Genomic DNA, 25280 nt, shown 5'->3' with positions numbered 1-25280 from the left:
ATGAGCGACCTGAACAATCTGCAACAAGTGCTGCGTGTGGAGAACCTGTCCATCGAGCTGCCGGCCGGCGCCGACCGCAGCCACGCCGTGCGCGGCATCAATTTCGAGGTGCGCAAGGGCGAGATCCTCTGCGTGATCGGCGAGTCCGGTTCGGGCAAGTCGGTGCTGTCGGCGGCGATCATGGGCGACTACGCCAAGGGCCTGCGCCACAGCGAAGGGGTGATCGACTTCCTTGGCGATGACATCTGCCGCCTGCCGCAGGAGGCCTTGCGCCAACTGCGCGGCAACCGCATCGCGATGATTTTCCAGGAGCCCATGGCGGCGCTGAACCCGGCGATCCGCATCGGCCAGCAGGTCGAGGAAATTTTCGACATTCACGCCCCGCAGATGAGCGCCGAGGAACGCCGCGAACGCATGCTCGCCCTGCTCGACTCGACCCACCTGCCCGACCCGCCCCGGATCGCCAACAGCTATCCGCATCAACTGTCCGGCGGCCAGTGCCAGCGGGTGGTGATCGCCATGGCCCTGGCAATGAACCCGGACCTGCTGATCGCCGACGAGCCGACCACGGCGCTGGATGTGACCACCCAGGCGCAAGTGCTCAAGCTGGTGCGCGAACTGCGCGGACGCGGCCAGCACGGCATCCTGTTCATCACCCACGACTTTGGCGTGGTGGCGGAAATTGCCGATCGCATCGCGGTGATGGAAGGCGGCCGCCTGGTGGAAATCGGTGAGCGCGACCAGGTGCTCAACGCCCCGGCGCACCCTTACACACGCAAGCTGATCGCCGCGGTGCCGGCGCTGCACCCGGAACTGCATGCGCCCTGCGCCGACGGCGAGCTGGCGTTGCGCATCGAACATCTGAACAAGACCTACAACGTTGGCGGGCGCTCGGTGGCGGCACTGCGCAACGTGTCGCTGCAACTGCCGCGGGGCAAGACCCTGGCGATCGTCGGCGAGTCCGGCTCGGGCAAGAGCACCCTGGTCAAGGCGGCGATCCGCCTGGTGGACAGCGACAGCGGTCATGTCTGGGTCGGCGACACCGACTTCCTGGCCCTGCGCGGTTCGGCGCTGGCGGCCAACCGGCGGCGCATTCAGATGATCTTCCAGGACCCGTACGGCTCGCTCAATCCACGGCACCGGGTCGGCGACATCATCGCCCGCGCTGCGCAGTTGCGCGGGTTGTCGGCCAAGGATGCCTGGGCCGAGGCAGGCGATCTGCTGGAGCAGGTCGGGCTCAAGCGCGACGCGCTCAAACGCAAGCCGCGGCAGTTTTCCGGAGGCCAGCGCCAGCGCATCGGCATCGCCCGGGCCCTGGCGATGCGCCCGGAGGTGCTGATCGCCGACGAAAGCGTGTCGGCCCTGGACGTCTCGGTGCAGAAACAGGTGCTGGAGCTGCTGGCCGACCTGCAGCAGAAACTCAACCTGAGCATCCTGTTCATCACCCACGACTTGCGGGTCGCGGCGCAGATCAGCGATGCCATCGCGGTGATGCGCCAGGGTGAAGTGGTCGAGTACGGCAGTGCCGAACAGGTGCTGTTGCGCCCGCAGAACCACTACACCCAGACGCTGCTGGCGGCCGCCCCTGGCGCCTCGGCGATACCCGCCTTTGTGGACGAAGGCCCGGCGTTGAGGTTGATCAGACCCTAGATCGCCCGGCCGTAAAAACCCTTTCCCCCGTGCTGCAGCGTTGGCTGCGGTCGGGATTGCTGTTGCCAATAAAAATCAAAAAATATCGGGAGTAAGACTGTGCGCACCACCCCTCGAGCTATCCGTTCCATCGTTCTGCTGCCTGTCCTGGGCGCCCTCGCGGCGCCGGCCATGGCGGTCCAGGTCACCGACAACCTCGACCTTGGCGGCGCCATCCGTGCCCGCTGGGACCACGACCCGGATCGTGACATCGAGGAGTTCGGCCTGGACACGGTGTTCCTGAGTGCCAAATACAATTCCGATACCTGGATCGGCGAAGCCCAGTACCGTTTCTACGGCAAGGCCTACCCCTACCAGTACACCAAGCACCACGACGCGATCCAGTTCGCCAAGTTCGCCTGGGTCGGTTACAAGTTCAACCCCGACCAGCAGGTGCAAGTGGGCCTGAACACCGTGCCGTTCGGCTTGCAACCGTACTTTGGCAGCACCTTCTACGAAACCCTGGGCAACGTCATTGGCCTGGAAGACGTGCAACAGGTCGGCGCCAAGTACATCCAGCAAAGCGGCGACTGGAACGTGCAGGCCGGTTACTACCTGCACCCGGCCTGGCAGGGCAAGGGCACCAGCAACGGCGTGACCTACTCCAGCGTGGTCTCCGAAGCCGACAGCTACGTGGCCGACGGCAGCGACAACCAGGAACGCAACACCGTGGTGCTGCGCGTGGCCAAATCGTTCGACCTCGGTTCGTGGAAATCCGAGGTCGGCGTCTCCGGCCTGACCTCGACCCTGGAAAACCGCGACACCGACAACGATGGCCGCCGCAATGCCGCCGCCGTGCACTACCTGGGCAAGAACGGCCCGTGGGGCGTGCAGTTGCAGGCCGCACGTCAGCAGATGTCGCCACGCAACCCCGGCACCGACGAACTGGTGACCCTGGGCGGTTACGACGGCACCTACAACGTCGCCAGTCGCGGCAACCTGTACGTCGCCGACCTGAGCTACGACATCGCCGGCAAGTACCTGTTCGACCAGCTCAGCGGCATCAAGCTGTACGCCAACTACAGCGCCTTCGACAAATCCGCCAGCGACTTCAAGACCTCCGAACGGGTGATCCTCGGCACGTCGTTTTCGCTGAGCAAATTGTGGATCGCCACCGAGTGGCTGATCGGCAAGAACGATCCGTACATTGGCGGCAGCAGCTACACCCAGAGTTTGGGGGCCGGGGGGACGGATCATTGGGAGAATCAGTTGTATATGAACATTGGGTATTACTTCTGATCACGGGTGTCCTTGCGGGCGCCATCGCGGGCAAGCCCGCTCCTACAGGGATGGCGTCGGCACAAACAACGCTTGCATCAACCGATGACAAATAGTCAGATAGGGCCTTCAGAAATTTCGTACGTACCATCGGGTACGGAGCCCTTCTTTCATGCGTCAACTGCCCTCGCTCAACATGCTGCGCGTCTTCGAAGAGGTCGCGCGGCATCGCAGTTTCAGCCAGGCGGCGCTCGGTTTGAACGTGACCCAGGGCGCGGTCAGTCGGCAGATCAAGCAACTGGAAGACTACCTGGGCGTGACGCTGTTCATCCGCACTCCCCAGGGCCTGACCCTGACCGAAACCGGCAGCGCCCTCTCCGCCCAATTGAGTGATGCCTTCGACCATGTCGAGCGTGCCCTGCAAGCGGTGCGCGTGCCCAACCTGCGCCAGCGCCTGCGCATCGTCGCCCCGCCGACCTGGGGCACCCGCTGGTTGTCGGCGCACCTGCGCGCCTTCGTCCAGCGCTATCCCGACATCAGCCTGAGCGTGACCAACCAGCTGGGCGCCGACAGCCTGGCGGAAATCGACTGCCACATCCGCTTCGGTCAGCAAGCCGCCAGCCATTGCCACAGCCAGTTGCTGGTGATGGAACGGCACATCGCAGTGGCCAGCCCGGAGTTGTTCAACGGCGACCAGCCACCGGACCTGCGGCGCTTTCCCCTGCTGCACATCCTGCACGAAGGCAAACGCCTGAAGGTCTGGGAAAACTGGCTGGCGGCCATGGGCCGCGACGATGTCGACGCCGGGCCGGGCCTGGAATTCAGCACCCTGGACCAGGTGATCCACACGGCCCTGGCCGGCGGTGGGTTGGCGGTGATCGACCGACAGATGATCGAGAAGGAACTGGCCAACGGCAGCCTGCTGCCGATCACCCCGGTGGAGGTGATCGGGCCTTATGGCTATTGGCTGGATGTGGCGAATGACAAGTGGGGGTTGTCGAAGGTGCGGTTGTTTACGCAGTGGTTGGAGTTGGTCAGCAACCCCTGAGCGTGCTGCACACCTCCCCCCTGTAGGAGCGGGCTTGCCCGCGATGGCGGTGTATCAGCCAGCATTGATGTCGACTGACACACCACCTTCCCCTGTGGGAGCGGGCTTGCTCGCGAAAGCGGTGTGTCAGCCAGCATTGATGTCGACTGATACACCGCTTTCGCGAGCAAGCCCGCTCCCACAGGGGGTCATCGTGGTTCTTTAGACCGACGCAGCCGCCTTAACCGCCAATGGCGCCCCGCCCTCCACCGGGCTATGCGCTTTGCACGCCTGGCTCAGGGTCAGCGATTTGGTTTCCGGCGCCCAGGCCCAGGACAGCAGCGCGCCGATGGCCAGGATGCCGGCCAGGATGCCCATGGTCGGGCTCAGGCCGATCCCCGCCACACTCACCGGCAGCAGGAAGGTGCTGACCGCCGAGCCCAGGCGACTCACCGCCGTGGCCAGGCCGATGCCGCTGGCGCGCACTTCGGTGGGGAAGCTCTCGGCCGGGAAGACGCCCACCAGGTTACTCACCGCCGACAGCACCAGGGTGAACACACCGAACACCAGCACCATCAGCATCGCCGTGCTGCTCGGCAACACCGCCAGCAGGAACAGCGCGACCGCGAGGATGATGAACGAGTTGATCAAAAAGCCGCGACGGCTGAACTTGATCGTGCACCAGATACCGATCAGCGCGCCGAGGATCAGCAGCATATTGAGCATCAGCTCGGTGCCGAAACCTTCGGCCAGGCCCATCTTCTGAAGGATCGACGGCAGGAAGGTGTAGATGGCGAAGTACGGCATGACGATGCACACGAAGAACAGGCAGTTGAACGCCGTGCGCTTGCGGTACTCGGGGCTGAACAGCACGGCGTAGCCGGAGCGGGTTTCCGCCGATGGGGTTTCATCGAGCTCGACGTTGTCGCCCAGGAATTTCTTGACGATGGCGCGGGCCTCGGCAATGCGCCCCTGGTTGACCAGCCAGCGTGGCGATTCCGGGGTGCCGATGCGGGCGATCAGAATCAGCGCTGCGGGGATCGCCGACGACGCCAGCATCCAGCGCCAGGCATCGTCGCCCAGGCTGAGCATGGCGGTGCCGACGAAGGTCGCGGCGACATAGCCGAAGGTCCAGATCACGCTGAACGAACCGAGCAACACGCCGCGGTGTTTCTTCGGCGCGAACTCGGCCAGCATGGCGTGGCCGACACTGAAGTCACCGCCCAGGCCGATGCCGATCAGCACCCGGCAGAGGAACAGCGTCAGCGCCGATTCGACATAGAACTGCATCACCGAAGCGAGGGTGATCAGCACGAAGCTGACCAGGAAGATTTTCTGGCGGCCGACCTTGTCGGAAATCCAGCCGAAGAACAGGCTGCCGAGGAACAGGCCGATCAGGGCCGAAGCGCCGATCAGGCCCTGCCAGAATGCGTCCAGTTGCATCTGCGGGCTCAGCAGGGTGAAAGCGATACCGATCAGGCCGAGGATGTAGCCGTCGGTGAAGTGCGCGCCGAACGTCAGGCCGGCAATCTTGATGTGGAAACGGCCAATGGGCAGGTCGTCGATTTTTACGGGTTGTACGGACATTTTCGTCTCCATTTGTTGTTATTGACGGAGAAATGAAACCGGTAGTGCTGATGAAATGGCGGACCATTTTGCTGGTTTCCTGTAGGAGCGAGCTTGCTCGCGATAGCGCAGTGTCAGTTGCATGAAGGTTGACTGACCACTGCGATCGCGAGCAAGCTCGCTCCTACAGGGGGCGCTGAGCCTTAGAGTCCACCCATCAACAGGTATTTGATTTCCAGGTAGTCTTCCAGACCGTATTTGGAGCCCTCGCGACCCAGGCCCGATTCCTTGATGCCGCCGAACGGGGCGACTTCCGTGGAGATGATCCCTTCGTTGATGCCGACCATGCCGGCCTCCAGGCCTTCGGCCATGCGCCAGACGCGGCCGATGTCGCGGCTGTAGAAGTATGCCGACAGGCCGTAAGGCGTGTCGTTGGCCCGTTGCAGCACTTCGGCTTCGTCCTTGAAGCGGAAGCACGCGGCCACCGGGCCAAAGGTTTCGTCCTGGGCGATCAGCATGTCGCTGCTGGCTTCGGCCAAAATGGTCGGCTCGTAGAACGTGCCGCCCAAGGCGTGACGGCGACCGCCGCACAGGACCGTGGCGCCCTTCTCCAGCGCATCGCTGACATGCAACTCGACCTTGGCCAGGGCCGCGGTGTTGATCAGCGGGCCCTGCTCGGTGTCGCCGTCCAGCGCACTGCCGACACGCATGGCCGCTACGGCCTCGGCCAGCTTGCCGGTGAACGCTTCGTACACGCCGTCCTGGATGAAGAAGCGGTTGACGCACACGCAGGTTTGCCCGGTGTTGCGGAATTTCGAGGCCATCGCGCCTTTGACCGCCGCGTCGATGTCGGCGTCATCGAAGACAATGAACGGGGCGTTGCCGCCCAGCTCCAGCGAGATCTTCTTCAGGGTGTCGGCGGCCTGACGCATCAGCAGTTTGCCGGTGCGGGTGGAGCCGGTGAACGACAGTTTGCGCACGATGCTGGAGGCTTGCAGCGCACCGCCAATGGCCACGGCGTCGCCGGACACGATGTTGAACACCCCTGCCGGAATGCCCGCCTGCTCGGCCAGCACCGCCAGGGCGAAGGCCGACAGCGGCGTCTCTTCCGACGGCTTGAGAATCATGGTGCAACCGGCGGCCAGCGCCGGGCCGACCTTGCGGGTGACCATCGCCAGCGGGAAGTTCCACGGGGTGATCGCCGCCACCACGCCAATCGCTTCCTTGACCACGACTATGCGTGCATCGGCCTTGTGGCTGGGGATCACATCGCCGTAGGCGCGCTTGGCTTCTTCGGCGAACCACTCCAGGAAGCTCGCGGCGTACACCACTTCGCCCATGGCTTCGGCCAATGGCTTGCCCTGTTCGCGGCTGAGCAGCGTGGCCAGGTCCTTCTGGTTGCTGAGCATCAGCTCGCCCCAGCGCTTGAGCTTCTGGCTGCGTTCCTTGGCGGTCAATTTGCGCCACGCCGGCAAGGCGCGGTTGGCGGCGTCGATCGCGCGGTTGGTGTCCTCGGCGCCGGCCTTTTGCACCTCGACGATCAGCTCGCCGTTGGCCGGGTTCAGCACCGGGTACGTCGCCCCACCGCTGGACCATTTACCATCGATGAAATTGCCGTTTCGAATCAGCGCGCTCATGCCACGGCCTCGGTCAGGTTGAAGCGGTCCACACCCGGGCGGGCGGTGCGCAGGATACGTTTGCCGGCGGTGTAATCGTTGATCACGTCGCACGGCGTGTAGTTGCGTTCCAGTTCGTGCAGCTCTTCGGCGTCGAGCTTGGTCTCCAGGGCCGCCAGGGCGCTGTCGAACTGCTCGGTGGTATCGGCGCCGACCAGCATGCAATCCACACCCGGATGATTGGCGACCCAGGCCTGGGCGATCTGCGCGTTGGACACTCCACGGGCACGGGCCACGCGTTGTACCGAATGGGCGATCTCGAACGAGGCTTCGTCGCTGTACATCTGCTGGGTGAAGAAGTCGGTCTGGTTGCGGGTCGACTGCACGTCACCAGTCAGCAGGCCACGGGCCAGCGGGCTGAACACCGAGACACCCAGGCCCTGGTCGCGGCAGAACGGAATCATCTCGCGCTCTTCTTCGCGGTAGGCGCAGTTCAGTTGCAGCTGCATGTTGATCGGCTTGACCCAGCCATTGCGCTCGCAGGCCATGAGGATCTTCGCCAGTTGCCCGGTGAGCATGGTCGACACGCCGATGTAGCGGGCCTTGCCGGAACGCACGATGTCGTTCATGGCGCTCATGGTCTCTTCGACCGGGGTGTTGACGTCGAAGTAATGCAGCATGAAGACGTCGACGTAGTCCATGTCCAGGCGCTTCAACGAGGCGTCGATGCTGTCCATGATGTGCTTGCGCGAATGACCGCTGGCGTTGATGCCCGAGCGGGTGCCGTAGCCGACCTTGGTGGTGATCACCAGGTCTTCGCGACGGGCCAGGCGCTTGACGATGCGCCCCACCACTTCTTCGCCGACGCCGGCAGAATAGAAGTCCGCGAGGTCGATGAAGTTGACGCCGTTATCCAGCGCGTGTTTGACGATCGGCTCGCTTTTCTTCTCATCGAAGATCCACGGCTTCCAGTCCGGGGTACCCATGTTCATGGTGCCCAGGCACAGGCGGGAGACTTCGAGGCCGGAGTTGCCCAAACGAATGTATTGCATGGCGCGGACCTCAGGCTTTTGGCGTGTAGAAAGGGTTGCTGATGTGCGCGACCACATCCTTGAGCTGCGCGGTTTCCGGCTTGCCGGTCAGGGCGGCGCGGATCGCGGTGCGGCAGGCGTTGTAGTTGTTCAGGTACACCGCATCGAGGTCGTCGCAGGACGGGTTGACCCAGTTGGCGGTGACGATGGCCCACTCGTCCTCGGCTTCCGGCGGCAGGGTGCCGTCGAGCAGCGCTTCGAGGACCGCCTTGGCGATACCGGCCTGGGACGCGCCCCAGGTGGCATTGCCGTGCAGGTCGCTGCTGATCGCGGCCTTGTTGACGTAGAGGGTCATCGGCTTGACCGGGATGTTCGGCTGGGCGATCACCATGAACGGGCAATGGCCCTGGCTTGGCGAGGCCAGGCTGTTGGCGAAGGCCTGCCCGGCCGGACCGTTGCGCGGGCCGATCAGGATGTTGATGTGGGCGGCGTTCACGCCAGGGCCTTCGAAGCCTTCACCGATGTACAGGTCGAGTTCTTTCATGGGGTCGTTACTCTTCAATGATTTCGAGTGGGTCGATACGCACGCAAACCAGAGTGGTCGCGTGGCGAAGGGTTGAAGAGCGCAGGACGGGCAAACGAGGATCAGTCATGGGTGCAAACGCTCTTTGTTTTTGTTGATGAGCTGTGTTTGCGATTTTTTAACACTGGGGGTTGGCGGGGTTGTAACCATATAAAATCATGGGGGTATGAGTTAAGGTCATACCCCTGTAGGAGCGAGCAAGCTCGCTCCTACAGGTTTGGAGTTGTGGACGGCAGGGTTTACTGCGACATGCCGTCCTTCTTCATCGCATCCTTGGACATCGCGTCTTTCTTCATGCTGTCCTTGCTCATGCTGTCTTTTTTCATCGAGTCCTTGGACATGGCATCTTTGGACATGCCGTCTTTTTTCATTGCATCCTTGGACATCGCATCTTTGCTCATCGAGTCTTTGCTCATGCTGTTATTGCTCATGGCATCGGCAGCAAAAACGCTGGCAGCGCCCATGGCCAGGCACATGGACAGGACGACGGTGGTCAGTTTTTTCATGATGTAACTCCTTGCATTGAGTGAACGAGCGAAAAGTCCAGACTCCCGTCAGCTGCCACCGAACCCGTTGTGGCCCTGGGTGCAGCAGTTGACTGCGACATGTCCGGCTCCAGAGGGTGGTTCGTTGGAGCCGAGTATGGCGAGGCAGTGATCGCCAAATCCTCACGGAGAGTTAACTTAATTGTGATGATTGGCTTGGATTTTTGGATCACCCACCAACCCTGTGGGAGCGGGCTTGCTCGCGAATGCGGTGTGTCATCAAACATTTCTATATCTGATCCACCGCATTCGCGAGCAAGCCCGCTCCCACAAGGGGGATGTGTGGTGGCCCGACGAAGGGGCAACTATGGTTAAATGCCGCCCCCGCAATTGGCCGACCCGAATCAATGAACTCTCAAGCCCTCACCACTCTCCATGAGCATCTGCTGACCGCCCTGGCCACCGCCCCTGCGGAAACCCGGCGGCTGTTCCACGGTCGCGGGCGCTGCTGGCCGGGGTTGGAGCAGGTGACCGTCGACTGGTTGCAGGGCGTGGTGCTGGTGTCGCTGTTCAAGGAGCCTGAGGCGGCGCAGCTCGAAGAATTGAAGCAGCGGCTGCTGGAGCTGACCGGCTCAGCGCAGTGGCAACAAGCGGGCGCGCATACCCTGGCGCTACAGCACCGTTACCTCCTGCAAAGCACCACCGAGTGGCTGGTTGGGGACGTGATCGAGGACATGACCATCACCGAGGGCGGCCTGCGTTATCGCGTCGACCTGGGCCGCAAGCAGAACACCGGGCTGTTCCTCGACATGCGCTACGGCCGCGACTGGGTGCGCGCCAACGCCCAGGGCAAGCGGGTGTTGAACCTGTTTGCCTACACCTGCGGGTTTTCCGTGGCGGCCGTCGAGGGTGGCGCCGAGCATGTGGTCAACCTCGACATGTCCAGCCCGGCGCTGAACCGTGGCCGCGACAACCATCGCCTCAACGGCCATGACATGAGCCGCGTGAGTTTCCTCGGCCACGACCTGTTCAAATCCTGGGGCAAGGTGATCGGCAAGGGCCCGTACGACCTGGTGATCATCGACCCGCCGTCGTTCCAGAAAGGCAGCTTCCTGCTGACCAAGGATTACCAGCGCGTGCTGCGCCGTCTGCCGGAACTGCTCACGCCCCAGGGCAGCGTGCTGGCCTGCATGAACGACCCGGCCTTCGGTGCCGATTTCCTCATCGACGGTGTGATGCGTGAAGCGCCTGGCCTGCAGTTCGAACAACGCCTGGACAACCCGCCGGAGTTTCCCGATGCAGACGTCGAGTGCGGGTTGAAGGCGTTGGTGTTTCGTCGCTAACACCCTCCCCCTGTAGGAGCGAGCTTGCTCGCGATGACGGTGGGTCAGTCGATATTTTTTTGCCTGATATACCGCTATCGCGAGCAAGCTCGCTCCTACAGGGGGATGGGTCAGACCAGGCGTTCGCGCACGTATTCGTTGGCCTTGTGGGTCATCTGGTCCAGGTGGCGGTCGCGCTGTTTTTCGGCGTCGATCATTGCGCGCTTGCCATGGCGTTGCAGCAGGTAGGTGTGAATCTGCCGCACTTCCAGCGAGCTGTAGATCGATGAGGTGTCGAGCAGCCCTACCCGCCCTGCGGAGCGGTAGTCGCGGGTGTTCATCAGCACCTGGGTGCCGCGGGCGCCGAGCATTTGAAAACCCATCGACTCGAACCACGGCACCTTGGCCACCGCGCAAGTCAGCTCGGCGTGCGGGTAGCGCGCGACCATCTCGCGCAGCAGTTTGCGCGCCACGCCCTGGCGGCGATGGTTGGCCTGCACCGCCATGTACGCCACGGCGCAGGCGTCGGGGTCCTCCTCGGTCGGCAGGTACAGCAGGAAACCCGCCAGCGTTTCCGGGTCGTCCACTTCGGTGGCGACCAGCAACTCCACGGCAATGCCCTTGGTCCCGTTCAGCGCCTCCAGGTAAAGGTGCACTTCATAGCCGATGGCGTACTGGTACACGTTGTACAACAGGTTGCTCGGCGGGATGGCGACCATGCTGATGTCGGTCAGGTTATCGACCACCATCTGCAGGATCTGGCTGGATAGGTGCTCGGGGCACGGGGTCTTGAAGTGGCTGATCTGGAACATGGGGGCATTGCTCTGGGGCGGACGCGAGGGTGTCTATCATACCGCGCTTGAGGAAGATCGTTCCCACGCTCTGCGTGGGAACGCCGCCCGGGACGCTCAGCGTCCCAAATCTGAAGCTAAACACAGAGCGTCCGTGGGAACGATCACTCACCAGTCGTAGGACATTTCCACCGAGGCCACTCGCTCCTGGCCGTAGTAGCAGCCGAACGAGTAGTTACAGTCGGAAACGTACTTGCGGTCGAACACGTTCTGCACGTTCAGACGGGTCTGCAACCCACGCAGGCTCGCGTCTAGCTTGCCCATGTCGTAGCTGATGGTGGTGTCATAGACGACGAACGACGGCACTTCGAACGAGTGCGACGAGTCGCCCGGCTTGCGTCCGGTATAGCGTGCGCCCGCGCCGAAGGTCAGTCCGTTGAGGGTCGCCTGGGTGAAGTGGTAGTCGGCCCACAACGAGGCGGAAACCGGGGCCTGGGATTCGTTGCGGTTACCCTGGTCGCCGTAATTGCTCTTGGTGTAGAACGAGTCGATGTAAGTCGCCGCCGCCAGCACGTCGACATTGGCCAAGCTGGATTTGACTTCCAACTCGACGCCACGCGAACGCACTTCGCCGTCCTGGGACTGGTACTGCGGATAGTCATCGTCACCGGTCAGCACGTTTTTCTGCTTGACCTGAAACACCGACGCCGTGATCAGGGTCTTCTCGAACGGCTGGTATTTCACACCCACTTCGTATTGTTCGCCCTCGGTCGGCGCGAACGCCTTGCCGCCGCGCTCCGGGGCTTCGGTGCCGAGCGTCGGCAGGAACGACTCCGAGTAGCTGATGTAAGGTGCCAGGCCGAACTCGGTGACATAGGTCAGGCCCACGCGACCGGTGAATTTATTGTCGCGCTGGGAAGTCACGGTGTGCGCGAGCAAATCCTTGTTGTCGATTTCCGCCCAGTCCTGGCGGCCACCGATGGTCAGGATCCACTGATCCCATTTGATCTGGTCCTGCAGGTACACACCGGTCTGGCGCAGGGTGTTGTCCCACTTGGTATCCAGTTCCGGCACCACGCTGCTGGTGTCGAAGTTGTTCTTGCCGTAGAGGTCGACCGGCATCACGTTGTAGGCGTTGTAGCCATCGTAGATGCGACTGAAGTGGCGGTAATCCACGCCACTGAGCAGGGTGTGTTCCAGGGCGCCGGTGTTGAACTTGTACTCCAGGTTGTTATCGATGGTGTAGGTGGTGTTGTGCTGACGCCAGTCGACCTTGGTGCGGCTGGCGCGGGTGTAATCGGTCTCGCCTGCCGCGTCGGTCGCGAAGGCGCGCAGGTAGAAACCTTTGTATTGATCGCGCACGTCGGTGTAACGCGCCGTCGAGCGGTATTTCAGGTCATCGGTGAGGTTGTGGCTGAAGTCGTAGCCGAAGATGTACTGGTCACGCTTGTAGTCGTTGTAACGCGTGTCGCCGGAGAAAAAATCCCGGTCGATTTTCTTCCCGGTGGGGCCACGGTCCAGCGAACCGATGCGTGGCAACGACTGATAATCTTCCAGGCCATCATCGCGCTGGATCTGCGTCAGCAGTGTCAGCGACGTGTCGTCATTGGGGGTCCAGGTCAGGCTGGGCGCCAGCAACATGCGTTCGCTGTGGGTATGGTCGACCTGTTGGTTGCCCTTGTTGGCCAAACCGATGAGGCGATAACTCAATTGCTTCTGATCGTCGATCGGGCCGCTGGTGTCGAAGGCGCCGTTAACCCGGTTGTAGCTGCCCGCGCCCAGCTTGACCTGGCTGCGCTGCTCGGTAGTCGGGCGCTTGGAGACCATGTTGATCAAACCGCCCGGCTGGTTCTGCCCATACAGCACCGATGACGGGCCCTTGAGCACTTCGATGCGTTCCAGGGTGTAGGGGTCGATCTGCGGTGCACCGCCCAGGCTGCCCGCGTAGGGAATATAGGCACCGTCCAGATACAACGGCGTGGGTGCGAAACCACGGCTGGTGATCTCGTCGGCAATGGCGTTGCGGTCAGTGAAACCACCGGTGTTCAGCCCCGGCGTATACCGCAAGGCCTGGGTCAGGTTGCGCGCCCCCTGTCTCTCGACTTGCGCGGCGGTCACCACGTTGATCGCCTGGGGAATTTCCAGGATCGGCGTGTCGGTCTTGGTGCCGGTGGCGCTGCGCGTGGCGACATAACCGTCCACCGGGCCATAGGCCGATTCGATGACCTGCCCGGAAATATTGGTCGCCCCCAGTTGCAGCGCCGAACCCTCGACTGCCGGCAACAACGAGTAGCTGCCATTGTCGTGACGCACTGCCTGCAATTTGCTTCCGGCCAGCAGTTGGCGCAGGCCGGCATCCACCGTGTAGCGCCCGCGCAGCCCGGCAGTGCGCTGCCCATTGGCAACGGCAGGCTCATAGGAAACGGTCACGCCTGCCGTGGACGCAAACTGCGGCAGTGCCGTCGCCAACGAACCGGCCGGGATGTCGTATTGTGTTTCGACCTCGGCTTGCGCCCAGGCAGAGGGGGCCATGACGGCCAGGCCGACAGGCCCCATCAGCGCCATGCCCAGCAGCGCAGCGTGCACGGCACGGTTCAGGGGTTTGATGGAACAACGGATAGAGGGGTTGCGAGGGGTCATGCAGTTTCCTTTCGCCCAATGGCAGTGATTGGCAGCGTCTGTTGCGCTTCTATCTACCAAGTCGAACGAGAATCGGAATCAACAACCCCTGGGTGAAATTTTTTTGCCACCACCTTCAAACCGCTTCCACACTCGTCCAGAAGCGGCTGAAACGACGGATGCGCACGGGCAAGGTCGAAGTCAGGTTATCCAGGATAATATCGGTGCTGCCCAAGTGGAACGCGCCGGAAATACGCAACGCCGCCACCGCAGGATCACAGCCCAGGTGACCCGGGCGGTAACGCTGCAATTCACCGATGAAATCGCCCAGACGCCAGTCGTTGACCACCAGCATGTCGCGGGTCCAGGCGTCGGCCTGGGGATCGGCACGTTGCACGGCGCCGGTGTCGTCGCCGCCGAAACTCAATTGCTCGCCAGCCGCCACCCGCAGCGGCGCAAGATGGGCGTGGGCGGTGCGCACCTCGACGGCGTGCTCTTGCACACACACCAGAGTGCGCGACGCTTCGCAGCGCACCGTGAAGCGCGTGCCCAGGGCACGGATGCTGCCTTGCGCGGTGTGCACGATGAAAGGTCGCGCCAATGCGTCCCGTGCCGTTTCAATGTGAATCTCGCCACTGAGCAGGCGCACTTCGCGCAGGCTGTTGCTGTAGCGAATGTCCACGGCGCTGGCCGTATTGAGTTGCAACTGGCTGCCGTCATCCAGGCGAATGCGGCGACGCTCGCCCGTGCCGGTCCGCTGATCGGCCATCAAGGTTGGCAGTGCCGTGGTGTTCCAGGCCAACGTGCCCGCCCCGCCCGCCGCCAGCAGGATCGACAGGACCTTGAGCACATCACGCCGCTTGGCCCGGGCACTGGCCAGGGTCGGGCGCACGATGCCGGGAGCGACCTGGCCGAGTTTGTCCTGCAAACGTGCCAGACGCTCCCAGGCCTGGGCGTGGCGGGGATCATGTTCCAACCAGCGTCGATGCGCCTCGCGGGTGGCATCGTCCGGCACCTCGCCACGCAGGTCGACGTACCAACGGGCGGCGGCTTCAAGAGTGGCGTGATCCAGAGTCTGGGAACGGGTCACGGCTCAGTCCTCGACCAGCAACAGACAGTGTGTCAGCGCGCGCACCGCATGCTTCTTCACCGTGTTGACTGAAACGTCCAGGCGACGAGCAATCTCGACATAGCTCAGGCCATCGAGCTGGGCCATCAGGAAAATCTCGCGGGTGCGGCTGCCGAGGCCATCGAGCAAGCGGTCGATTTCCATCAGGGTTTCGATGATCAGCGAACGCTCTTCCGGAGAAAACGCCACCGGCTCGGGAAGCAGTGCCAGGGTTTCCAGGTAAGCCTGCTCCAGCGCCCGCCGGCGAAACATGTCGATCATCAGGCTGCGCGCGACCGTACTCAGGTACGCACGGGGTTCGCGCAACTCCACGGCCTTACGTTGGGTCAGCACACGAATGAAGGTGTCTTGCGCCAGGTCAGCCGCGTTGTCGACACAGCCGAGGCGCTTGCGCAGCCAGCCACAGAGCCAGGAATGATGCTCCTCGTAAAGGGAGTGCACGGCGTGTTGCTGCGAGAGGTCGACGGAGGACATGCAGAGGCCCAGGAAGAATTATTTGATAATGACTCTCATTTTCTTCCAATGGACTGCAATATTGCAAGACTGATCCTACGGTGATTGCGGACAGACCTTGGGCAGGGCGAGATTCGTGAACCGGAGAGTTGCGCCGACTTGGCGGACCTGCAGATATCAGCGCAGGCCGGCCAAGTCCTGGAGGACCGCTACGCTATCGCGTTACCACTGATAAGTTGCACTCGCCTGCACGGTGCGTTGCGCGCCGTACCAGCACCACGAGTACGAGTAGCAAGTCGACACGTACTCCTTGTTGGCCAGGTTGGTAGCGTTCACGGCCAGGCGCAGGTTGTCCTGCAGGCTCATGATATTCGGGATGTCGTAGTGCACCGCCGCATCCACCAGCGTGTAGCCTGGCACCTTCAGCGTGTTGGCGGCATCGCCCCAGGACGAGCCGACGTAACGGGCACCGGCGCCGACACCGAAGCCTTTGGCGACGCCATCGTGGAAGGTGTAGTCGGCCCATACAGACGCCGTGTGGCGCGGGATGCCGTAGGTGGTAGTGCCTTTGGTCGATACGGCCGGGCCCACGGCGATGTCGGTCAGCGGCGCGTAGTTGACGGTGCTGTTGGACTTGGTGATGCGGTTGTCCAGGTAGGCGTAAGCCGCTGTGATATCGAGGTTGTCGTTAAGGCTGGCCTTGCCTTCCAGCTCGAAGCCACGGGAGCGCACTTCCCCGCTCTGCTCCTGGCAGCGGCCATTGCCACAGAGGTGCGTCGGGTCCGGATCGAGCGTCGGCACGTTGGTCTGGGTCAGGTCGAAGATCGACGCGGTGATGAAGCTGTTGCTGCCCGGTGGCTGGTACTTGATCCCCACTTCGTATTGCTTGCCTTCGGTCGGCTTGAACACCGAGCCACCAAAACCGGTGCCCGATTGCGGCTCGAACGATTCGGAGTAGCTGGCGTAAGGCGCCAGGCCGTTGTCGAACAGGTAGACCAGGCCCACGCGACCGGTGAACGCTTCACTGTCGAGGGAAGATTTGGTTTTCACGTTGCGCTGCAGATTCAGCGTGCTGTTGTTATTGGTCGCCCAGTCATAGCGACCGCCCAGCAACAACACCCAACGGTCCCACTTCATCTGGTCCTGGAAGTACAAGCCTTTTTGCTGGTTGCGTTGCGTGGCATCGCTGGAGTACGCCGGGGTTTCGACAGGCAGGCCGTAGACCGGCTCGAAAATGTCTATGTCCGGCCCTTTGCCGTAACCGGCCTTGGTGTCAGTGCTGGTGTTCTGGTAATCGCCACCCAACAGCACGGTGTGCTGCACAGGCCCCGTGTCGAACTTGGCCTGGGCCTGGTTATCCAAGGCGTAGGAATCCAGGTTGACATCGGTGGCGATGGTGGAGCGGTTCGCCGTGCGGTAATCGGCCTTCAGGTTGCTGTGATAGAGGCTGCGGTACTCACCTTCGCTGCGCAGGTAGCGCGCATTCTGGCGCAGGGTCCAGACGTCGTTGAGGTGGTGTTCGAACAGGTAGCCGACGGAAAAATACTGGCGGTCGCTCTTTTCGAAATCCTTTTCGCCGTCGTAATAATCGACGTCGATGTCACGCCCGATTGGGCTGTCCAGCACCGACCCCCAGGCCGGCATCGAACCGTAGGACGCCGCTTTCGGATCCTTCTGGAAATGCCCGAGCAACGTCAGCGAGGTGTCATCGCTCGGACGCCAGGTGAACGACGAGGAAATGGCCTGGCGCTGGGTTTCGGTGTGTTCGAGTTGGCCATCGGCCTCGTCGTACAGGCCGGCCACGCGATAGGAATAAACGCCTTGATCATCCAGCGGGCCGCTCAGGTCGAACGTCGTGCGTTTCTTGTTGAAGGTGCCATATTCGACGCCAATTTCATGGAACGGCGTCTCCAGCGGCCGCTTGCTGACCATGTTGACCACACCGCTCGGGCTGGCCTGGCCGTAGAGCACCGACGACGGACCGCGCAGCACGTCGACGCGCTCAAGGTCGAACGAGTCCTTTTGCGGCGAGGCATCCCGGCTGCCGGGCATGCGCAGGCCGTCCAGGTACACCGCCGGGGAGAAACCACGAATGGTCATCTGGTCCAGGCGCGAGGCGGTCGAGCCACGGCTTTCGGTGACCACGGCGGCGGTGTAACGCAGGATCTGGTTGAGGCTTTCCGCACCTTGGGCGCGCATCTGGTCCTTGGTTACCACCGAGATCGACTGCGGTGTTTCAACCAGCGCCGCGTCCGTCTTGGTCGCCGACAGCGAGCGCGTGGCGACGTAGCCTTTCACCGGGCCGGTCGGGCTTTCGCTGGCGTAGGCGCCGTTGATGTTGGTGGCCTGTAATTCCAGGGACCCGTCCACCGGCTCTGGCACAGGCTCGATGCGAAAACGCGTGTCCGACAGCGCGATGGCGTTCAGGCCACTGCCCTGCAGCACTCGGGCGAGGGCTTCGTCGGTGCTGAAAGAGCCATTCAAGCCGTTGCTGCGTTTGCCGCGGGTCAATGCGGGGTCGAAGGCCAACGCCAGGCCTGCCTGCTCGGCCAGGCTGTTGAGCGCCTGGCTCAAGTCACCGGCGGCAATCGAGAAGCTGCGCATTGAGCTGGCCTGGACAGCGGCGACCGACGTTTGAGCCGCGAGCAGCGGCGTAGCCACAAAAGCCAACGCCACTGAAAGCGCCAGTGGGTGCAACGGACGAACAAAGCGTGACATGAGAAACCCTGCAAATGGTTAGGCATTACTAACCATGACGGCCATGTCGAAAAAAGGGACAAGTAATGCGAGCGATTTGCATTAATTTTTTTGGCCTACTGGAAAACCTGTAGGAGCGAGCTTGCTCGCGATGGCGGAGTGTCAGTTGCATTCATACTGGCTGATACACCGCCATCGCGAGCAAGCTCGCTCCTACAGAAAGGTGTGATGCAAGCGCTAGCGCCGCTTTACCACCACCAGCCAATCCGTAAACCGCTCCACATCAATCGGCAAATTGTCCGCCAGGGTGGCCAGTGCCGCGTCGGTGTCGTCCAGGCGGAACACGCCGGAAACCCGCAGCCCCTGCAGCGCCTGTTCGTCAAACCGCACCAGGCCGTGGCGGTGGCTGGCCAATTCGTGCAGCACATCGCTCAAGGGTCGGTCGTCGACCTTGAGCAGACCCCGGGTCCAGGCATCCGGACTGGAATTGCCGATGGCTTGCGGTGTCGCCACCTGGCCGTCCCTGAGGACAGTCTGCTCGCCCGCCTTGACGTTCACCGCCTCTCCCACATTGGGTTTGGCGGCTACCACCGACTCAAGCACGCTGACCACGGTCGAGCCGTCGGCGTCGCGCTTGACCAGATAGCGCGTGCCCAACGCCGTCGCCGTGCCCTGGTCGGTGCGCACCACAAATGGACGCGTGGCGTCCTTGGCCACCTCGACCCACAACTCGCCGGCCAGCAGTTCGATAACGCGTTGCTGCCCGTCGAACTTCACATCCAATGCCGAATGACTGTTGAGCTGGACACGGCTGCCATCGGCCAGCACCAGCTCGCGTCGCTCACCAAATCCGGTGCGCTGATCGGCGAGCCACACCGGGCCGTTTTCCAGGCCGATCCAGCCACACAACAACACGCCCAGCAACGCCATCGCCTGCGCACCGCGCCCTGCCCTCGTCGACCCCGGACGCACGAATGCCTGTTTGAGGGCGACACGCGCAGGCGCCGTGGGCAGCTCATCGAGGCTGCCCAGCAATGCGCGCATGCGCTCCACCGCCACCGCGTGGCGCGGATCGGCCTCGTACCAGAGACTGAAGGCTTCCCGGTCGGCGTCGGTGGATACGTCATCGTGCAGCAGGGTCAGCCAGTGGGCAGCCGCGTTGATCATGCGATCAGAGGGTTGATCAGCGGTATTCACTCGGAGGGTGCACCGTACAAGGTGGTGTAACAATGCACTAATGCACTGGCGACGTAGTTCTTGACGGTGCTGGCCGAGACGTTCAATTGCAAGGCGATTTCGCTGTAGGTCAGGCCGTCGAGGCGGCTGAGCAGAAAGGCTTCGCGGGGCTTTGCCGGTAACCCGGCGAGCATCACCGCGATTTTCTCCAGAGCTTCAAGTGCCACATGGACCGCTTCGGGGTCCGGCATGCTGGCGTCGTGCGCCTGGATTGCCAACGCTTCAAGGTAGGCTTGCTCGATCCGCCGACGACGAGCGCCATCTATCAGCAGACGCCCCGCCGTCGTCGCCAGGAACGCTCGCGGTTCCTTGATGCTGTGGGGGTCCGCAAGGCTCAGCACGCGGATGAACGCCTCATGGGCCAGATCGGCCGCCCGCTGTGAGCAACCGAGTTTTTTCCGTAGCCAGCCGTGCAACCAGGCATGGTGAGCGCAGTAGAGGTCGGTGAACGTGCGCTGACGGAGGGAAAAATCGTCCTCGGCCGCGGAAACATCGGGCATACGAAAAAGCTTCTCAAATAAGAAAGATTACCAGTCGCGCGAACGATGACAGCAAAATCATGGCGGGGCAAGCGATCAGATCAATGACACACGCACTATTGCTGTGGCGCCACCATGCGAAAGTGGATGTTGATGTCATTGGACACCACGGTGTCGGCGAACTCGCCTTCACCGATCTTGAAGTCGCTGCGCTTGAGCGTCAGCTGGCCGTCGAAGATGCCAATGGAGCGATCGGCCTTGAGCAGCACCGGCACGTCCAGCACCTGGGTGATGCCACGAATGGTGAGCGTGCCGGTGAACAGATAGCGGTTGTCGCCCAGGGCTTTCACCGCCGTGGTGGCGAAGGTCGCCACCGGCGAATTGGCCGTATCGAACCAGGCGGGTTGTCTCAGCGTTTCGTTGGCGTCGCTGCTGCCGGCGTCGATGCTGTCGAGTTCGATGGTCAGCCCGGCATGCGCGGCCGAAGGGTTGCTGGTGTCGAAGTCCAGCGTACCGTCGAAGCGGCTGAACGTGCCGTAGACTCGCGAGCTGAATTGGTTGTAGGTGAAGGACAAGGTGCTGGCGGTGTTATTGACCTGCTTGTACTCGACAGCATGGGCGCCGGAAAAGGCGCCACAGGTCAGTACGGCCAGCCACAGGGTGGAACGAAAAAGTCGAGGTTTCAATGGGATTCTCCGACCTTGCGCTGTTTGCCGGCGCCGGCGTGGGTCAGTCCTTCGAACGCATTGATTTGATCAAATTGCTGCGCAGTTTCACGACTGAATGCTGCAGCTGCGTGAACTCCTGCGGCGTCAGCCCGGTGGCTTCGGCCAGCCCGCTTTCCGGCTGGTTTTCCCGCAATGCCCGGCCTTGCTTGGTCAGTTTGATCCGCACTTGCCGCTCGTCCTCGGGGTCGCGCTGGCGTTGCAGATAACCCATCGCCTCGAGTTTTTTCAGGATCGGCGTGAGGGTGTTGGATTCCAGAAACAGCTTTTCGCCGAGGCTGCCGACGGTCTGATCGTCGGTTTCCCACAGGGCGACCAGGGTGATGTACTGCGTGTAGGTCAGCCCCAGTTGTTCCAGCAGCGGCTTGTAGGCCTTGCCGAACGCCAGGTTGGTGGAATAGACGGCAAAACACAGGAACTCGGAGAGCTTCAAGTCTGCGGGGTCTACCTTGGCATTGGCGTTCATGGTTTTCCTCGATAGCGGGTGTTCGCATTTGTCTGACTATACGTCGTACGCGACAGTGTCGGTAGTGCACTAACGACGCACGCCGATTCAATCCATTGGATCGAACCGGCGTAGGTCGTTGCCTTACCACCATATACGCTTTTATCGCATGCGATGTTTATGATCAAAAAATCAGGCAGTCAGCACATTCAATTCCACATCAATGTTGCCGCGGGTGGCCTTGGAGTACGGGCAGATCTGGTCGGCCGTGTGCGCCAGTCGGGTCGCGATGTCGTGCGACAGGCCCGGTACGCGCAGGGTCAACCGCGCCTGAAGGAAGTACTCCGAACCGCCCTGCCCCAGGTCGACTTCGATGTCCACCGACAGATCCCCGGGCAGCACCACGTTCAAGTCATTGGCTACCAGACCTACCGCAGCGGTGTAGCAGGCCGACCAGGCGCCGGCGAACAGTTGCTCGGCGGTCGGGTGCGGCTGGGTGGCGGCAAACACATGAGCGGGCTTGGCATTGCCAGGCGAAGACAAGGTGATGTCGAGGGCGCCGTTGTGGCCGCGCGAGGTGTTGCCAGCCGTGCTGTGGGTGGTGTGGGTCTTGCCGGTGGCCAGGACTTTTTCGATCTTGCTCATGGGGTGATTCCTCTGCGGTACGATAGCTTGGATTTGTTAGCGCATTCGATTCAATCGCATGCGATGAATAAATATTTACCCAAGCCGTTGAGGGTGTCAATAGGCAAGACGCGAATCTGGCGACGAACGGTATAGCGGGTGGTTGCGCAAAAAAAATGGGCTGCCCTTTCCAGGACAGCCCACTTTGGGTCTGGTTCGTGGCGCCTACACCAGGCGTTCGATCTTCTGATGCTTCCACACCAGTTGGTAATACGCAGCCTGCAACACCAGCATTCCCAGATACGCCACCGGGAACGCCATCCACACGCCTTGCAGGCCGAAGTGGTTATCCAGCACGTACGCGGCCGGCAATTGCACGCCGAGCACGCACACGATCGAGATCGCCATCGGCACCAGCACCGTGCCGCTGGCGCGCATGATGCCGCCGATGATGGCCTGGAAACCGAACACCAACAGGCTCCAGAGCATGATGTGCAGCAGGTGTTCGGCCATGCTGCGGGTGGCGTCTTCGGTGAGAAACAGGCCCAGCAGCCAGTGCGACAACAGGTAGCCGAGCAGCACCAGGCCACCGGTCAGGCAGACGTTGATCCACATTCCCGTGCGCAGGATCGGCCCGATACGCTCGACCCGCCCGGCACCAATCGCCTGGGCACCGAGAATCGACGCGGTGATGGCAATCGACAACGCCGGGAACTGCACGTAATTGACGATCTGCGTCACCGCGCCATAGGCCGCCGTCGCCTGGGAACCGTGCTGGTTGACCAGCGCCAGGATCACCAATTCCGACAGCGATAACACCACCATCTGTAGTCCCGTAGGTAAACCGATGCGCAGCACCTTGCCGAGGATCTCGCGATCCAGGCGCATCGCCGCGAACATCTCGCGATCCGGCGCCAGCGGATGGTTACGCCGGATCAGCCGCCAGGCCAGCCAGCCCATCGCCGCCAGGTTACCCACCAGCCCGGCATAGGCTGCGCTCTGGATACCCATCATCGGCAAGCCCAGCCAGCCGCGAATCAGCGCCGGGGTCAGCGCCAGGCCGATCAGGGTCGACACCAGCAACGCCATCAGCGGCGACAGCGTATCGCTGACCCCGCGCAGCAGTTGGGTGAACAGCACGTAGACCAGCAGCGACGGCATGATCCACAACATCACGTGGGCATACGCCACCGCGTCGTCGAGCACGTCCGCCGGCGTGCCCAGGCCCTGCAACGCCGCGCGCGCGAACACCGTACCGAGCACCGCAGCGACAAGCCCGATGATGGCCCCTAGCAGCAAGGTCGTGGCGGCAATGGCCTTGACCAGATGCGTCTCCCGCGCGCCCCAGGCCTGACCAATCAACACCCCTGCCCCGGCGCCCAGGCCGATGACCAGGGCGATGAAGAAGAACACGATGGGAAACATCCCCGACACCGCCGCCAACGCCTGGGTACCGAGCAGTTGGCCGATGTAGATGCTGTTGACCGTGCCCGTCATGGATTGCAGGAAATTGGACAGGACCATGGGCCCGAGGAACAGCAGATAGGTTTGCCAGAGCGGGCGTTGGGCAGTGGGGTTTTGCATGGGGTGCGGGTCCAGCGAAGCGGCGAGGGTTGGATTCTAGAGGATAGCGGTGGTGGCGATGAATATTTTGAAATAGGCCAGGAAACCTGTGGGAACGCCGGATTTGTGTCCGACCACAAACCCTGTAGGAGCGAGCTTGCTCGCGATGGACGTCAACGATAACGCTGGGTGTCTGGAAGACCTCATTGTCTGGACGTTCATCGCGAGCAGGCTCGCTCCCACAATGGGTTCATGGCGAACTCGGGATTTGTATCCAACACCGGGCCTGTGGGAGCAAGCCTGCTCGCGATGAACGTCCAGGCACCGCGGACTACCTGCCCCCACATCATCATGACTGACGCTGCGTACTGACAATCCCATGCTCGAGCATGGTCGCCAGCAGCACATCGGTCTTGTTGCGCAGGTGGTCTTCCATCAATGCGCGCAATTTCTTGCCATCGCCTTTTTTCAGGTACACCAACATCTGCTCGTGCTCGTTCACGGCCTGCAACCAGCGGCCAGGGGTGGGGTTGAGTCGGCGGCGGACGTGGCGCAGGCGGGCGTTGAGGTTGCCGAACATTTCGGTCAGCACTTTGTTGTCGGCGATACGCAGGATTTCCAGGTGGATTTTCTGGTTGAGGTCGAAGTAGCTGGCCAGGTCGCCCTGCTCGTGGGAAAGCTGCATGGCCGCTTGCAGGACTTCGAGATGGGCGATGTCGGTCGCCGAAATTTTCTGGCAGGCCTGTTCGCCGGATAACCCCTCCAGGGCCGCCAGCAAGGTCAGCATGTTGGCGGCCTCCTCCAGCGACAGGCTGGCGACTCGCGCCCGGCGGGTCGCCGAGATCTCCACCAGCCCTTCACGGGCCAGCATCTTGATCGCCTCGCGCAGCGGCGTGCGCGAAACCTCCAGTTCCTCACAGATCGCCCGCTCCGACAGGGGCGCCCCCGGCTGCAACTCGCCGCTGACAATTTTTTCGCGCAGCGCCAGGTAGGCGGTTTCGTTGATCTGCGGCTTGGACTCGGCCATCGGGTCACTCTCAGGATTTGGTATCCCGAATCTTAGCTGGACAGACCAACGGCGTCATAAAGAACTTGCGGAAAATTTTCTCGCCTCTATATTTGGGATACCAATTTTACAAATTGGCATCCCAAATATAAGAAATCACATCCACAAAGGTGTTTGCATGAACAGCCTCTCCCCATCGCCCGATGTGGTTCTGGTCGAACGCAACGGCCCGATTGCCACGGTGGTGCTCAACCGCCCCGAAAAACTCAACGCCACTACCCTGCGCAGTTGGCAACTACTGGCCGACGCCATGCGCGAACTGGACGCCGATGACAGCGTGCGCTGCGTGGTCATCCGTGGCGCCGGCACCCAGGCGTTCGCCCCCGGCAACGACATTTCGGAATTCGAAACCCAGCGCAGCACGGTCGAGCAAGCCCGGGCCTACGGGCGGGTCATGCACGATGCGCTCAGGGCTATCGACGCCTGCCGCCATCCACTGGTGGCGATGATCCACGGCATCTGCGTCGGTGGTGGCCTGGGCATCGCCTCGCTCTGCGACATCCGCATCTGTGGTGAATCGAGCCGTTTCGGGGTGCCTGTCAACAAGCTCGGCCTGGCCATGGCCCATGACGAAATGGGCGGGCTGATGCGCATCGCCGGCCCCGATGTGACCTTGCAGATCCTCCTCGAAGGCCGCGTGTTCGACGCCAGGGAAGCCCTGGACAAACGCCTGGTCAGCCGCGTGGTGGCCGACGCCGATGTCGAGGCGAGTGCCCTGCACTGCGCCGACCGGATCGCCGCGGGCGCACCGCTGGTGGCGCGCTGGCACAAGCAGTTCGTGCGCAGGCTGGAGAACCCCGCACCGCTGAGCGCCGAGGAATACGAGGAGGCCTTCGCCTGCTTCGGCACCGAGGATTTCCAGATCGGTTACCAGGCCTTCCTGGCCAAACGCAAACCCGTTTTCGGAGGGCAATGA

Annotated in this window: 22 protein-coding genes and 1 pseudogene; 5 read left to right on the top strand and 18 right to left on the bottom strand. The window is 62.3% G+C overall.

Annotation, left to right across the window (positions count from 1 at the left end):
- From ABVN20_RS29255 to ABVN20_RS29245, 3 genes are all read left to right on the top strand, one after another.
- Positions 1–1650 (top strand): dipeptide ABC transporter ATP-binding protein, encoded by a 1650-nt coding sequence (locus ABVN20_RS29255; RefSeq protein WP_368559262.1) that lies wholly within the window; start codon positions 1–3, stop codon positions 1648–1650.
- Between the two features lie 99 nt (positions 1651–1749).
- The gene (locus ABVN20_RS29250) at positions 1750–2928 is read left to right on the top strand and encodes a hypothetical protein (protein WP_368559261.1); all 1179 of its coding nucleotides are present in this window, start codon (positions 1750–1752) and stop codon (positions 2926–2928) included.
- Positions 2929–3079: 151 nt separating this feature from the next.
- Complete coding sequence (locus ABVN20_RS29245) at positions 3080–3955, top strand: LysR substrate-binding domain-containing protein (protein ID WP_368559260.1); 876 nt, start codon at positions 3080–3082, stop codon at positions 3953–3955.
- 92 nt (positions 3956–4047) lie between these two features.
- Here the strand turns inward: ABVN20_RS29245 and ABVN20_RS29240 are convergent.
- The 6 genes and pseudogenes from ABVN20_RS29240 to ABVN20_RS29215 all read right to left on the bottom strand — a co-directional run.
- A pseudogene (locus ABVN20_RS29240) lies at positions 4048–4137 on the bottom strand (metal ABC transporter ATP-binding protein); the annotation flags it as partial.
- Between the two features lie 19 nt (positions 4138–4156).
- Positions 4157–5521: an MFS transporter gene (locus ABVN20_RS29235; RefSeq protein ID WP_368559259.1), complete on the bottom strand. Its 1365-nt coding sequence runs from the start codon at positions 5519–5521 to the stop codon at positions 4157–4159.
- Positions 5522–5703: 182 nt separating this feature from the next.
- Positions 5704–7137: an NAD-dependent succinate-semialdehyde dehydrogenase gene (locus ABVN20_RS29230; protein WP_368559258.1), complete on the bottom strand. Its 1434-nt coding sequence runs from the start codon at positions 7135–7137 to the stop codon at positions 5704–5706.
- Positions 7134–8168 (bottom strand): aldo/keto reductase, encoded by a 1035-nt coding sequence (locus tag ABVN20_RS29225; protein WP_368559257.1) that lies wholly within the window; start codon positions 8166–8168, stop codon positions 7134–7136. Before ABVN20_RS29225 ends, ABVN20_RS29230 begins: the two co-directional genes overlap by 4 nt.
- A 10-nt stretch (positions 8169–8178) precedes the next feature.
- On the bottom strand, positions 8179–8691 hold the full coding sequence (fae, locus tag ABVN20_RS29220) for a formaldehyde-activating enzyme (RefSeq protein ID WP_368559256.1): 513 nt from the start codon (positions 8689–8691) through the stop codon (positions 8179–8181).
- 278 nt (positions 8692–8969) lie between these two features.
- Complete coding sequence (locus ABVN20_RS29215) at positions 8970–9236, bottom strand: pentapeptide MXKDX repeat protein (RefSeq protein ID WP_368559255.1); 267 nt, start codon at positions 9234–9236, stop codon at positions 8970–8972.
- Between the two features lie 386 nt (positions 9237–9622).
- Here ABVN20_RS29215 and ABVN20_RS29210 point away from each other — a divergent pair, with 386 nt between their 5' ends.
- On the top strand, positions 9623–10558 hold the full coding sequence (locus tag ABVN20_RS29210) for a class I SAM-dependent methyltransferase (RefSeq protein WP_368559254.1): 936 nt from the start codon (positions 9623–9625) through the stop codon (positions 10556–10558).
- 110 nt (positions 10559–10668) lie between these two features.
- Here ABVN20_RS29210 and ABVN20_RS29205 read toward each other — a convergent pair whose 3' ends face one another.
- The 12 genes from ABVN20_RS29205 to ABVN20_RS29150 all read right to left on the bottom strand — a co-directional run bounded on the left by ABVN20_RS29205 (position 10669) and on the right by ABVN20_RS29150 (position 24325).
- Positions 10669–11349 carry a GNAT family N-acetyltransferase gene (locus tag ABVN20_RS29205; RefSeq protein WP_368559253.1) on the bottom strand — a complete coding sequence of 227 codons (681 nt, stop codon included), beginning with the start codon at positions 11347–11349 and terminating at the stop codon, positions 10669–10671.
- 147 nt (positions 11350–11496) lie between these two features.
- Positions 11497–13968 carry a TonB-dependent siderophore receptor gene (locus ABVN20_RS29200; RefSeq protein ID WP_368559252.1) on the bottom strand — a complete coding sequence of 824 codons (2472 nt, stop codon included), beginning with the start codon at positions 13966–13968 and terminating at the stop codon, positions 11497–11499.
- 115 nt (positions 13969–14083) lie between these two features.
- Positions 14084–15037: a FecR domain-containing protein gene (locus ABVN20_RS29195; RefSeq protein WP_368559251.1), complete on the bottom strand. Its 954-nt coding sequence runs from the start codon at positions 15035–15037 to the stop codon at positions 14084–14086.
- 3 nt (positions 15038–15040) lie between these two features.
- Positions 15041–15550, bottom strand: a complete 510-nt coding sequence (locus ABVN20_RS29190) for a sigma-70 family RNA polymerase sigma factor (protein WP_368559250.1) — start codon at positions 15548–15550, stop codon at positions 15041–15043.
- Between the two features lie 201 nt (positions 15551–15751).
- Positions 15752–18247 carry a TonB-dependent siderophore receptor gene (locus ABVN20_RS29185; RefSeq protein ID WP_368559249.1) on the bottom strand — a complete coding sequence of 832 codons (2496 nt, stop codon included), beginning with the start codon at positions 18245–18247 and terminating at the stop codon, positions 15752–15754.
- Positions 18248–18463: 216 nt separating this feature from the next.
- A complete protein-coding gene (locus tag ABVN20_RS29180) occupies positions 18464–19393 on the bottom strand; it encodes a FecR domain-containing protein (RefSeq protein WP_368559434.1) in 930 nt (309 codons plus the stop codon).
- Positions 19394–19419: 26 nt separating this feature from the next.
- Positions 19420–19962 carry a sigma-70 family RNA polymerase sigma factor gene (locus ABVN20_RS29175; protein WP_368559248.1) on the bottom strand — a complete coding sequence of 181 codons (543 nt, stop codon included), beginning with the start codon at positions 19960–19962 and terminating at the stop codon, positions 19420–19422.
- A 95-nt stretch (positions 19963–20057) separates the two neighbouring features.
- Positions 20058–20600 carry a YceI family protein gene (locus ABVN20_RS29170; protein ID WP_368559433.1) on the bottom strand — a complete coding sequence of 181 codons (543 nt, stop codon included), beginning with the start codon at positions 20598–20600 and terminating at the stop codon, positions 20058–20060.
- Between the two features lie 70 nt (positions 20601–20670).
- A complete protein-coding gene (locus ABVN20_RS29165) occupies positions 20671–21132 on the bottom strand; it encodes a MarR family winged helix-turn-helix transcriptional regulator (RefSeq protein ID WP_368559247.1) in 462 nt (153 codons plus the stop codon).
- Positions 21133–21303: 171 nt separating this feature from the next.
- Positions 21304–21756: an Ohr family peroxiredoxin gene (locus ABVN20_RS29160; RefSeq protein ID WP_368559246.1), complete on the bottom strand. Its 453-nt coding sequence runs from the start codon at positions 21754–21756 to the stop codon at positions 21304–21306.
- Positions 21757–21960: 204 nt separating this feature from the next.
- Positions 21961–23319, bottom strand: a complete 1359-nt coding sequence (locus tag ABVN20_RS29155; protein ID WP_368559245.1) for an MATE family efflux transporter — start codon at positions 23317–23319, stop codon at positions 21961–21963.
- 328 nt (positions 23320–23647) lie between these two features.
- On the bottom strand, positions 23648–24325 hold the full coding sequence (locus tag ABVN20_RS29150) for a GntR family transcriptional regulator (RefSeq protein WP_368559244.1): 678 nt from the start codon (positions 24323–24325) through the stop codon (positions 23648–23650).
- A 157-nt stretch (positions 24326–24482) separates the two neighbouring features.
- Between ABVN20_RS29150 and ABVN20_RS29145 the strand changes: the two genes are divergently transcribed.
- Positions 24483–25280 (top strand): enoyl-CoA hydratase-related protein, encoded by a 798-nt coding sequence (locus ABVN20_RS29145; protein ID WP_368559243.1) that lies wholly within the window; start codon positions 24483–24485, stop codon positions 25278–25280.

This window comes from Pseudomonas sp. MYb118 (assembly GCF_040947875.1).
In the GTDB taxonomy this organism is placed as follows: domain Bacteria; phylum Pseudomonadota; class Gammaproteobacteria; order Pseudomonadales; family Pseudomonadaceae; genus Aquipseudomonas.
The sequence above is the reverse complement of the archived record's forward strand: the minus strand, read 5'-3'. Positions and strand labels throughout refer to the sequence as shown.